Genomic DNA, 12652 nt, shown 5'->3' with positions numbered 1-12652 from the left:
GTGGATCCCTTTAACTGCACAACAAGAGGGACAGGTCACATCAATCTTTGCCATCTGAATGTTCTCCAAATAGGCATACTATACATGATTCAATAAATTGATGTCACGACCGAAAAATTCTTTATCTTGCCTATGATAATTGCATGTTTTTGATACACCGCAGGACAGGATATACCAGAATTATTTATATATTCTAGTATAGGTGACAATAAAGCAGAAAAATCGTGATTAATATCGTATATTAAACAAATAGATATGGTTACCTGTGTTACATTTTGTTTAAGACAACAGATTAAAACCACACTGACGCGCTACTCTTGTCTTCTCCGAGTTACCGGGCTAATAAATTAACCCAGTAACACGGAGGGCTGAAAGATTACCTGCCAAAAAAACAACTTTTATCTACCCCCCTATTGAAGAATTAGTAATAAAACTGTTCACCTTTGAATATTTTTATTTAAATTCATATCGTTAATGGGTGATAACTTGAAATTAAACTCATCACCACTCTTCACCCTGAACCGGAAAATAAGGTGAATAGTAGTGAACACTTTTTTATATTTCTTTGAAAACTACTGTAATCAAAAAAGTTATTCTTCTGGCAGGCTATCTCTTGCCAGTTTTGGCATCCATTCGATAGCAGTATCAATATTCAGGCTCAGGTTGCTACAAATACCTTGTTTGCTTTTCTTGCGCAGGTAATGCTGACCATACTCTGCCAGCGCGCCCAGCATATCCATGCCAAAACGAGTTACAGAAACAGGTTTATTCAGGTTATTGCCTTTCATATAAGCAAGATAAGCGTGATAAAGGTACTTATGAGGATTGAACGGCATAATTTCCGCATTGCCGATTAACAAACCGTCAGCTTCATGGGAAGCAATAAGATAACCGCAAAAATCGACCAGTGGATCTGTACCGCGTTTGATATCCAGCGCCTCCGCAGATTAGCGCGAGCATCAGCTAATGACACAGCAGGATAAACACCAAAGGCCAGCCGATCTTCTTTTCTATCGGTGGGGCGGTGATACTTCATGCGCCAGTATTTAGAACCGCGCGGCGTGATTTCGAGATATAGGCCAGCGCCATCCGCTAATTTATAAGATTTCTCTTTCGGTTTTGCAGTCTCGATTTGTCGGGCGTTTAGTTTCATTTTTGGGGCACATTTACAATCGAAGTGTAGGTGCCCCAAATTATGCCCCTTGGTGCTTGTTGATTGCAACAGACCATAGTAGACGGAAAAATAACTAAGTATCTTGATTTATCGGAGTTTTTTGGGAGTTTGTAGACTTGGGTAGACGTTAGGAAACTAACGAATGGTGCCGAAGGCCGGACTCGAACCGGCACACCCGAAGGCGGTTGATTTTGAATCAACTGCGTCTACCGATTTCGCCACTTCGGCACTGAAATGATTCGGAGAACGGGGGCCATTATACCTGTCAGAAGCGCATTCGCAACACTTATCCTTTCGATTTTGTTCAAGTGACGAAAAAAGAATCGCTTATTCTATTTTTTCACCAGATTTTACCAGCAACACGTAAAAACCAAACCGCTATTCCACCAATTCCTCCTCACACAATTCTTTTCAGCCAATAGACAACCTCTAAACTCCTTATATAATTCAAAACAATACACTGCTATGAGGTAAATTATCATGACTATTATCAGTTGGATTTTTACAGGTATCCTGTTAGGTATCGTTATTGGTGCCATTATGGCGATATTTAAGAAAAACAAATAACAGCTTTATTCTTCCACTTGAATGCCCCCTGATTGGTTAATCCAAAAATGAAAAAACGGCTATATAAACTGTGTGCAGTTTCCGTCATGACATGGGCGATTTCAGCTTGTGCAGATTCTGGTTATTCACACCAGAAAAAATTTCAGCAATCTAATGCGCAACCAGCAAAATGGGAAGTGTTCGAGAGTAATGACAAGATTAAGAAAATAGCTACGGCATTGGTCAATCAGTATTCCCAATCCATCTTTGAAGAAGGCAATCCTTTGGGAATGGCGATGGTGGTGATCGATAATAATCAGATTATCCATCGCAGTTTTGGGGAAACCTATCCAGGCAGCGGTATTAAGCCACGCCAAGACTCTTTAATTCGTATTGCTTCTATTACCAAATTGATGACCAGCGAGATCATGGTTAAGTTGGCACAGAAGAAACGTCTCAAGATCACTGATCCGTTGCAGAAATACACTTATTACGGTGTCCATGTGCCGGATCATGACGCTAACCAACCAATCCGGTTATATCATCTGGCGAGCCATACCAGCGGGTTACCACGGGAACAGCCTGGTGGAAAATGGGGGCGCCCTGTATTTATTTGGCCAACCCAATCGAACCGCTGGATCTGGCTGAAAACCGCAGGAGTAGATGCTGCGCCTGGCACAACAGCTTCGTATTCCAATCTGGCCTATGATTTATTAGCTGATGCCCTTGCTAAAGCAACAGGAAAACCCTATACCCGTCTGCTGCAAGAGGAAATTACCCACCCTTATCGCATGAAAGATACAACACTGACGCCCACACCATCCCAATGCGCCCGTTTGATGGCTGGAATTAAATCCAGCCCTTGCGTAAACACCATTGCCGCCGCGGGCAGTGGCGGGATTTATTCTACTCCCGCAGATATGCAGCGTTGGATGCAACAGTTTTTATCTTCCCATAATCAGTTAAGGAAACAGACTGCCAGTCGTGAGCAAGGTATCTACTTTAAGCGTGCCGATCTGAAATCAATCAAAGGAATGGATGTTGCAGGCTTGGCGGATGGTATTGGGCTTGGCTGGGTATATATGGATGCCAAAGGTATTTATCAGAAAACGGGCGGTGGCGGTGGATTTAATACCTATATGGCAATGATCCCTGAAAACAATATCGGCGTATTTGTGGTAATGACGCGCAAAGAGCAAAGCAAATTTAGTCGTGTGACGAGTGGAGTTAATGAATTAGTTGCAGCATTAGCAAGCAATCATAAGCAAATTTAGTTTTACAAGAAATCGCCTCCACTTTTGAAGGTGGAGGCGACGGATAAGTTTGCTGAGATATCAGATTATTATTTTCTATATAAAAGTAAGTAAACACTTACTGAAAAAAACAACAGACTCGGCAACAGTGCCCCTAATATCGGCGGCATACTATAAACCAAACTAAGCGGGCCGAATATTTCATTCAAAACATAAAACACAAAGCCCATACTGATCCCCACCACAACCTTGAATCCCATCGGTACGCTACGCAGTGGCCCGAAGATAAAGGAAAGCGCCATCAGCATCATCACCGCAACCGATAAAGGTGCGAAGATCTTCTTCCACATATTAAGCTGGTAACGTCCGGCATCCTGTTGGCCCTGTTGCAGGTAAGTAATGTATTGATGCAGGCCGCGTATAGAAAGCGCTTCAGGATCAAGAGAAACGACGCCTAACTTTTCTGGTGTCAGCCGACTTTTCCAGTCCGCAGAAATACGCTGTGACCCCGTGATCCGCCCATCTTGGGTTAAATCGGATTCTTCAACCTGAGATAACTTCCATTGATGGTTATCTTTGTCATACACCGCAGAAGCCGCATACCTGATGGATAACAATTTTTGGTTGTCATCAACATGATAGATGTTGACGCCATTTAAAGCGTTATCCTTCCCAACACTCTGGATATAGACAAAATCATAGCCATCTTTCGCCCAAAGTCCTTTGGTCGTGGACATCAATGAGCCACCATACATTTTTTGCGAGCGATAATTACGGGCAAGCTGCTCTCCTTGCGGAGCAACCCATTCGCCAATCACCATCGTCAGCAAGACCAGCGGAATAGCGGTTTTCATGACTGATCCCGCCACTTGCAGGCGGGTAAAGCCAGAGGCCTGCATAACCACCAACTCACTACGTGTTGCCAGTGCTCCCAAGCCCAATAAAGCCCCAAGCAGAGCAGCCATTGGGAAGAAGATCTGAATATCTTTGGGAATGCTCAGCAGGGTATAAATACCAGCGGAAAATGCAGTATATTCCCCCTGCCCGACTTTGCGGAGCTGATCGACAAATTTAATAATGCCGGAAAGCGATACCAGCATAAATAAAGTCATCAGGATGGTTTGCAGGATGGTCCGGCCAATATATCTATCCAATACCCCAAACATTATGACGCTCCTTGAATCTTAAAGCGTGAACGCAGTTTGCGCATGGGTACGGTATCCCACAAATTAATCGTCATAGCCAACGCAAAATACACTCCGTTGACCAACCACATCCAGAACAGAGGATCAAGTTTACCTTTACTGCCATTGGAATGCAGGGAGCTTTGTAACAGGAAGAAAATCAGGTAGAGCAACATGGCAGGCAACATACTGAGTATCCGCCCCTGACGCGGATTCACGACACTTAACGGCACTACCATCAACGCCATGATCAGCACCGAAGCGACCAACGTCAGGCGCCAGTGAAATTCTGCGCGGGAGTCGTTGTCGGTGTCATGCCAAAGCTGTTCAATCGATTTTTGTTCAACTTTATTATCGATATCTGCCTTTTGGTGTCCAATCACAGCCTGATAATTAGTGAACTCAGTAATGCGGAAATCACGCAATAATGCCGTACCTTCATAGCGCATTCCTTGATGGAGTACCGCCACCTGATTTCCATTCGGGCGTTCTTCCATATGTCCGCCATCTGCAATGACCACAGAAGGACGCTGATCATTCGCTGGGCGGAGCTGGGCCAGGAACACATTTTCAAACGAATTGCCCTTCACATTACCGATGTATAGCACCATGTTGCCATCACGTGAAGGTTTAAACCGCCCTTCCATGATCGCCGCAAGGCTTGGATTGGCTTTTGCATCCGCCAGGACTTGCGCTTTATATTTGGCAGACCACGGCGTGATCCAGATAACGTTAGCTGCCGCCAACGCTGATGTGAATAGAGCCAGAATAAGGGCTGATTTCACCAATACACTCTTGCCCAACCCGCAGGCATGCATGACGGTGATTTCACTTTCGGTATAGAGTTTGCTAAACGTCATTAATACCCCAAGAAATAAACTCAGGGGCAAAATAAGCTGCGCCATCTCTGGCACACCTAAACCTAACAACGATAAAACCAAATTTGCGGGAATATTCCCTTCTACCGCCGTACCCAATACTTCAACTAATTTCTGGCTGAAAAAGATCAGCGATAAGATGAACAGTATTGCGATTTGGCTTTTCAGGGTTTCCCGTACTAGATATCTAATGATGATCACGCTTATTACGCCTGTGAAAACTTGTCTTTTTGCAGGAAAGTCGCTAACTTCGTCGTATATCTACCATTTATATGAATCAGTTTGGCTTCCCCATCGCTAAAATGATACCAAAGCATTCCATATATTGGTTCCCAATTAGAACATAGTTATCGTTATCTAAGTATCAAAAAATAATATGCTTAGCTTAACATAACCGTTAATTTTCTTTGGGATGAATGAATGCGGAACGCGGTATTTTAGCGATTGTATCCGTCTTTGTCTTTAAGATTCAGGAGAACGCATGGAGTTTAGTGTAAAGAGCGGTAGCCCGGAGAAACAGCGCAGTGCCTGTATTATTGTCGGCGTGTTTGAACCCCGCCGTCTTTCCCCTATCGCAGAGCAACTTGACAAAATAAGTAATGGCTATATCAGTGCCTTATTACGCCGTGGTGAACTTGAAGGCAAGGTAGGTCAAACCTTGTTGCTACATCATGTTCCAAATGTACTGTCAGAGCGTATTTTGCTGGTAGGCTGTGGGAAAGAACGTGAACTGGATGAGCGCCAGTATAAGCAAATTATCCAGAAAACGATCAATACCCTCAACGAAACCGGCTCAATGGAAGCAGTATGTTTCTTGACAGAGCTGCATGTGAAGGCACGCAATAATTACTGGAAAGTACGTCAGGCGGTCGAAACAGCCAAAGAGTCATTGTATGTTTTTGATCAGCTCAAAAGCAGCAAAAATGAGCTACGTCGCCCGCTGCGTAAAATGGTGTTCAATGTACCGACCCGCCGCGAGTTGAACAGCGGTGAACGCGCTATTCAGCATGGTCTTGCCATTGCATCGGGTATCAAGGCGGCGAAAGATCTCGCCAATATGCCACCCAATATCTGTAATGCTGCGTATTTGGCATCACAGGCGCGCCAGCTTGCTGACAACGTGGCTAATCTGACCACCAAAGTTATTGGTGAAGAGCAGATGAAAGAGCTGGGTATGAATTCTTATCTGGCGGTTGGTCAGGGTTCGCAGAATGAATCTTTGATGGCCGTTATGGAATATAAAGGCAGCGCAGACGCCAATGCGAAACCGATCGTATTGGTGGGTAAGGGGCTGACATTTGATTCCGGCGGCATCTCGATCAAACCAGCTGAAGGCATGGATGAGATGAAATATGATATGTGCGGTGCAGCTTCCGTCTATGGCGCCATGCGCGTTGTTGCCGAACTGCAATTGCCAATCAATGTCATCGGTGTCCTGGCGGGTTGTGAAAATATGCCTGGCGGACGCGCCTATCGCCCTGGAGACATTTTGACTACCATGTCCGGCCAGACCGTTGAAGTGACAAACACCGATGCGGAAGGTCGTCTGGTACTGTGCGATGCGCTGACTTATGTTGAGCGTTTTGAACCGGAATCAGTCATCGATGTCGCCACCTTGACTGGCGCTTGTGTTATCGCACTGGGCGGTCACTATACTGGCCTGATGTCCAACCATAATCCCCTGGCGCATGAGCTGCTGAATGCTTCAGAGCAAGCGGGCGATCGTGCATGGCGTCTGCCATTGGCTGATGAGTATACCGAACAGTTAGAATCCAATTTTGCAGATATGGTAAACTCGTGCGGACGCTCTGGTGGTGCCATTACCGCAGGTGCTTTCCTGTCCCGTTTTGTCAGCAAATACCACTGGGCACATCTGGATATCGCGGGTACAGCATGGCGTTCAGGTAAAGCGAAAGGAGCAACTGGTCGTCCGGTTGCGCTCCTGTCACAATTCCTGTTAAATCGTTCAGGTTTGAATTCTGATGATTAATGCGCCTGCCGCTTAATGGCATTAAGGGTATTGCAACTGCAATACCCTTACTGTTTCCAGTAACCTTGCAACCAAGAAACTATGAAAAACGCCACCTTCTATTTATTAGAAAAGCTGTTATCGGAACAATCATCGTCAGATGATCTACAGCCACATGAATGGCTGGCATGTCAGCTTGCTGCTGATCAATGGCGTGCAGGGAAACGGGTTCTGATTGCTTGTGAAAGCCAGCAACAAGCCGAAAAATTAGACGAAGCATTATGGCAGAGAGAGCCGAGCCAATTTGTACCGCACAATCTTGCCGGCGAAGGCCCTCGATACGGTGCTCCCGTGGAGTTATGCTGGCCACAAAAAAGAGGCAATGTCCCCCGCGATGTGTTAGTAACACTGCTTCCTCATTTTGCAGACTTTGCCACAGCTTTCCATGAAGTGATAGACTTCGTTCCTATTGATGAAAATCTGAAACAGTTAGCGCGCGAACGATATAAATCCTATCGTAGCGTCGGCTTTAATTTGACCATGGCAACCCCGCCAACCTATTAAATATCAAGACACAATGGAAAAGACACCCGCTACTCAAACGCAATCTGAGCCATCTCTCGATAAAACGTACAATCCGGCAGAGATAGAGCAACCCCTTTACAACCACTGGGAACAGAGTGGTTACTTCAAGCCGAATGGCGATACCAGCCGCGAAAGTTTCTGCATCGTCATTCCACCCCCCAACGTCACCGGCAGCCTGCATATGGGACACGCATTCCAGCAGACTATCATGGATACTATGGTGCGTTACCAACGTATGCAGGGTAAAAATACGCTGTGGCAAGCAGGGACTGACCATGCGGGTATCGCAACCCAAATGGTTGTTGAGCGTAAGATCGCGGCAGAAGAAGGCAAAACCCGCCATGATTATGGTCGTGAAGCTTTTATCGACAAGATTTGGCAGTGGAAAGCAGAATCGGGTGGCAATATCTCCAACCAGATGCGCCGTCTGGGTAACTCCGTAGATTGGGAGCGTGAGCGCTTCACTATGGATGAAGGTTTGTCCAAAGCGGTTAAAGAAGCCTTTGTTCGCCTGTATCAGGATGATCTGATTTACCGTGGCAAACGCCTGGTTAACTGGGACCCGAAATTGCGCACGGCGATTTCTGATCTGGAAGTCGAAAACCGTGAAGTAAAAGGTTCCATGTGGCACCTGCGCTATCCGCTGGCTGACGGTGTTAAGACTGCAGAAGGCAAAGACTACCTGATTGTTGCCACAACCCGTCCAGAAACCATGCTGGGGGATACCGGTGTTGCCGTGAACCCGGAAGATCCACGTTATAAGGATCTGATTGGCAAAGAGATCCTCCTGCCACTGGTGAACCGCCGTATTCCTATTGTTGGCGATGAACATGCTGACATGGAAAAAGGCACTGGCTGCGTGAAAATCACCCCAGCCCACGATTTCAATGACTATGAAGTCGGTAAGCGCCATAGCCTGCCAATGATCAATATCCTGACCTTCGACGGCGATATTCGTGAAGCGGCAGAAGTCTTCGACAGCAACGGCGAAGTTTCCGCTATCTACTCGACTGATATTCCTGCCGAATACCGTGGCATGGAGCGTTTTGCTGCCCGTAAAGCGATTGTGGCGGAATTTGAAAAACAGGGCCTGCTGGTTGAGATCAAACCTCATGACCTGACGGTCCCTTACGGCGACCGTGGTGGCGTGGTTATCGAACCCATGCTGACCGACCAATGGTATGTTCGCACTGCACCACTGGCAAAAGTGGCGCTTGAAGCAGTTGAGAACGGTGATATCCAGTTCGTACCAAAACAGTACGAAAACATGTACTACTCCTGGATGCGTGATATTCAGGATTGGTGTATTTCCCGTCAATTGTGGTGGGGCCACCGTATTCCGGCGTGGTACGACGCACAAGGCAACGTTTATGTTGGTCGCGATGAAGAAGAAGTTCGCCGCGAGAACAATCTGGGTACAGATATCACCCTGACTCAAGACGAAGACGTACTGGATACCTGGTTCTCCTCTGGCCTGTGGACATTCTCTACCCTTGGCTGGCCTGAGCAGACGGAAGCGCTGAAAACCTTCCATCCAACTGATGTGCTGGTCAGTGGCTTCGACATTATCTTTTTCTGGATTGCCCGCATGATCATGCTGACCATGCACTTCATCAAAGATGAAAACGGCAAACCACAAGTGCCATTCAAAACAGTCTACATGACTGGCCTGATCCGCGATGAAGAAGGCCAAAAAATGTCAAAATCCAAAGGGAACGTCATCGACCCTCTGGATATGATCGATGGTATCTCGCTGGAAGAGCTGCTGGAAAAACGCACCGGCAATATGATGCAGCCACAACTGGCAGAGAAAATCCGCAAGCGTACCGAAAAACAGTTCCCGGAAGGCATTGAAGCCCACGGTACTGACGCTTTGCGTTTCACTCTGGCCGCACTGGCTTCTACCGGTCGTGATATCAACTGGGACATGAAGCGCCTGCAAGGTTATCGCAACTTCTGTAACAAACTGTGGAACGCCAGCCGTTTCGTGTTGATGAACACAGAAGGACAAGATTGCGGCCAGAACGGTGGTGAAATGTCGCTGTCACTGGCAGATCGCTGGATCCTGGCAGAGTTCAACCAGACCGTTAAAGCCTATCGTGAAGCGCTGGATACTCACCGTTTCGACATCGCCGCTAACATTCTTTATGAATTCACCTGGAACCAATTCTGTGACTGGTATCTGGAGCTGTCCAAACCGGCAATCAACAAAGGGACAGAAGCCGAAGTCCGTGCGGCTCGCCATACCCTGATTGAAGTTTTGGAAGGTTTGTTGCGTTTGGCACACCCAATCATTCCATTTATCACTGAAACCATCTGGCAGCGTGTGAAAGTGGTCAAAGGTATTGATGCGGATACCATCATGCTGCAACTGTTCCCTGAATTCGATCAGGCGAAAGCAGATGAATTGGCACTGAACGATCTGGAATGGATCAAGGAAGCGATCATTGCCGTGCGTAACATTCGTGCAGAAATGAACATCGCACCAAGCAAGCCACTGGAAGTTCTGCTGCGTGATGCGAACCATGATGCACAACGCCGTGTCGCTGAAAACCTCAATTTCATTCAGGCAATGGGGCGTCTCTCTTCTGTTACCGTGTTGGCAGCAGGAGAAGAAGCACCTGTTTCTGTCACCAAACTGATCAATGGGGCTGAAGTGCTAATCCCAATGGCTGGTTTGATTAATAAAGATGCAGAACTGGCTCGTCTGGATAAAGAAATCGAGAAGCTGGATAAAGAGATCAGCGGTATTGAAACCAAACTGGCTAACGAAGGTTTTGTCAGCCGTGCACCCGAAGCCGTTGTTGCCAAAGAGCGCGAACGCTTGGCGACCAACAATGCCGCAAAAGAGAAGTTACTGACGCAGAAAGAGACTATCGCTGCACTGTAATTTTTCTTAGTTGAGATTTGTTCATATAAGCCACTGTGATTGAATTTGCAGTGGCTTTTTGTCATCCGTTTTTTTAATTTTCGTCATATTCAAAATGATCCTGTCTTACGTGCCCTGCTCCAGTCTTTCTTTCAAATTTTATAAAGGCTTTATCTTTTAGGTTATAAATTAACAATGATTTCGGGTCACTGTTTCGTACAATAACTACCAACCGTTCTATTTTATTCAGTAATAATGAATACACTGGGAAAAATAATAAGCTGACTGTCAAATTTTGTACCAACCACACTTCAACTAACCGGATGTTATGGATTTTGTAATCGTCTAAAATTAACGTGAGTGCTTTTACCTAACGATAATGCCGTCTTAACTCTTATAATATATTGATAAATAATTGAGAGTTATTCCTTCCATATCCCGTGTAGACGATTTCTCGATTTTAGGCATTATAACAACCGGTAAGATAAAATTTTTGGTTTTGACCTAGTGTGACAATCCGTTTTTGCTGGCCCTTGAAGTACCAATCTGGGCCGATCTTAGGGTTAAAGCGAATATCCACTTCATCTTCATAAGACACTTAGTTTTCTGTTGATGCCTGCAATAACGCCTGGTTAATATGCACTATTTTTTCTTCATACTCAGGATCAGGCTGATTTAGTGTCGGGGGCAGCTCGACGCCAGACTATCTTATTTTTACAAAAGAAGAGGTAAAGGGTACTAATTGAAATTTTTACATGAGCTATTTTTTGATTTATAACACGAAAAGGTCAAGAGTCCAACGAGAGGGACATACTTGAACTGTTGGGGAATAAAGTACCAATAAATAGGTGATTAAGTGCAAGTTTGTCAAAAATCAAAATTCGCAAAAATGGTATATAGATTAATAGACTAAATAAACATTGTTATTTTTATTACAATGAATTACATTCATACACATTAAACTTCAAGTTGCAATTTACAACGCAATATGAAACGTGATTTCTCTCCGCTTCACGGGGAGAAATCACACGCATCTTGAAGTGAGATTGGTATATCACAATATATTTATGTTAAATCAGATTATTACTTATTTTTCCATCTTAAGAAAAAAATAAGGAGTGAGTTAGTGATAAATACTAAAGATATTATCTTCTTCCCTGAGCCTGATCCTGATGAAAATCCCTGGGTATATGGTAAACCTACTGAAGAGGTGATTGACGTTGTAGAATATAGTCCTGAATGGTTGGCTACATGGCAACAACTTTCTTCGATTATCAAAGAAACACTTGGCAACGTTATCTTGAATATTGAGCACGTTGGATCAACGGCTGTTCCAGGGATGGTTGCCAAACCTGTTATTGATATTGATCTTATTGTGGAAGATCCAACTCAAGAAGAAAAATATGTACCAGCATTGGAGCGGCTTGGTTATGATTTAACGGTTCGTGAACCGAGTTTTTATCAACATCGATGTCTTCGCTTGGCAAAACCTAGAGTTAATCTCCATGTTTTTGGCCCTGATTGCCCTGAACACATCCGACATATTTGGTTTCGTGATTGGCTTAGAGAACATCCTGAAGATTGTGAGCGATATATTGCTGCGAAGATAACTGCAAAAAATAATGTTAAACAGGTAATGGACTATAATAAGAGAAAAGAACAAGTAGTACATGAAATTTATCAACGTATATTTCAAAATAAGGGATTATTGTAATAATGTTTGATAATCATTGTGCGGATAAAAAATAAATCTGTTTTGATGTCGACTGACAGGACACTTTTACGTTCTCATTTTTTTACAGGCCCTTATAAGTGGTTACCTTTCAAGTCACTGTGTGGCCTGTGATAGCTGAAAATCACCTCCCATTTCGCCAATTTTATTCTAACCGATATTCCACACCTAATTCAGAATTAATAACTTAGTTGGTTAAGGTTGTTGAAACTATGAAGACAGAGTAATGTAGATGTTCATCATCACTTTTTGAAACCGATATATACCCATCTCACTTCAAGATTAATATTGTTTCTCCCCGCGAAGCGGGGAGAAACAATGAGTTACGTTATCTTATAATGAGCAACTTGAAAGATAACGCGTATAGATGTTTACTTTAATTAACTCTTGGTTAATGACCATAAAAAAAATCTAATTGCTTTTTATAAATTTAAGCGTCATTGTTAATAAATAGAATTTTAA

7 protein-coding genes, 1 tRNA gene and 2 pseudogenes are annotated in these 12652 nt (G+C 44.5%); 5 read left to right on the top strand and 5 right to left on the bottom strand.

The window, feature by feature from the left end; translation table 11 throughout:
• Positions 1 to 590: 590 nt before the first annotated feature.
• The 3 genes and pseudogenes from IQ211_RS15645 to IQ211_RS15635 all read right to left on the bottom strand — a co-directional run.
• A pseudogene (locus IQ211_RS15645) lies at positions 591 to 947 on the bottom strand (primase-like DNA-binding domain-containing protein); the annotation flags it as partial.
• Between the two features lie 2 nt (positions 948 to 949).
• Positions 950 to 1153: pseudogene (locus IQ211_RS20015) on the bottom strand (Arm DNA-binding domain-containing protein); the annotation flags it as partial.
• A gap of 164 nt (positions 1154 to 1317) precedes the next feature.
• Positions 1318 to 1402 (bottom strand) — tRNA-Leu (locus tag IQ211_RS15635).
• Between the two features lie 386 nt (positions 1403 to 1788).
• Here IQ211_RS15635 and ampH point away from each other — a divergent pair.
• Positions 1789 to 2994 carry a D-alanyl-D-alanine-carboxypeptidase/endopeptidase AmpH gene (ampH, locus tag IQ211_RS15630; protein WP_189759782.1) on the top strand — a complete coding sequence of 402 codons (1206 nt, stop codon included), beginning with the start codon at positions 1789 to 1791 and terminating at the stop codon, positions 2992 to 2994.
• 68 nt (positions 2995 to 3062) lie between these two features.
• Here the strand turns inward: ampH and lptG are convergent, their stop codons facing one another.
• Both lptG and lptF read right to left on the bottom strand, forming a co-directional pair.
• Entirely contained in the window at positions 3063 to 4139 is a 1077-nt protein-coding gene (gene lptG / locus IQ211_RS15625; RefSeq protein WP_189759781.1) for an LPS export ABC transporter permease LptG, read from the bottom strand.
• On the bottom strand, positions 4139 to 5236 hold the full coding sequence (gene lptF, locus IQ211_RS15620; RefSeq protein ID WP_189759780.1) for an LPS export ABC transporter permease LptF: 1098 nt from the start codon (positions 5234 to 5236) through the stop codon (positions 4139 to 4141). Before lptF ends, lptG begins: the two co-directional genes overlap by 1 nt.
• A 280-nt stretch (positions 5237 to 5516) precedes the next feature.
• On the opposite strand from lptF, the gene pepA reads away from it, so the two are divergent.
• The 4 genes from pepA to IQ211_RS15600 all read left to right on the top strand — a co-directional run bounded on the left by pepA (position 5517) and on the right by IQ211_RS15600 (position 12172).
• Positions 5517 to 7025, top strand: a complete 1509-nt coding sequence (pepA, locus tag IQ211_RS15615; RefSeq protein ID WP_189759779.1) for a leucyl aminopeptidase — start codon at positions 5517 to 5519, stop codon at positions 7023 to 7025.
• Positions 7026 to 7106: 81 nt separating this feature from the next.
• Positions 7107 to 7568 carry a DNA polymerase III subunit chi gene (locus IQ211_RS15610; protein WP_189759778.1) on the top strand — a complete coding sequence of 154 codons (462 nt, stop codon included), beginning with the start codon at positions 7107 to 7109 and terminating at the stop codon, positions 7566 to 7568.
• Positions 7569 to 7581: 13 nt separating this feature from the next.
• Complete coding sequence (locus tag IQ211_RS15605; protein ID WP_189759777.1) at positions 7582 to 10479, top strand: valine--tRNA ligase; 2898 nt, start codon at positions 7582 to 7584, stop codon at positions 10477 to 10479.
• Between the two features lie 1105 nt (positions 10480 to 11584).
• Positions 11585 to 12172, top strand: coding sequence for a GrpB family protein (locus IQ211_RS15600; protein WP_189759776.1), 588 nt, complete (start codon positions 11585 to 11587; stop codon positions 12170 to 12172).
• The last annotated feature ends 480 nt before the right edge of the window (positions 12173 to 12652 follow it).

Source organism: Xenorhabdus griffiniae, assembly GCF_015163655.1.
Classification (GTDB): Bacteria; Pseudomonadota; Gammaproteobacteria; order Enterobacterales; family Enterobacteriaceae; genus Xenorhabdus; species Xenorhabdus griffiniae.
This window is presented reverse-complemented; position numbering and strand designations above follow the sequence as displayed.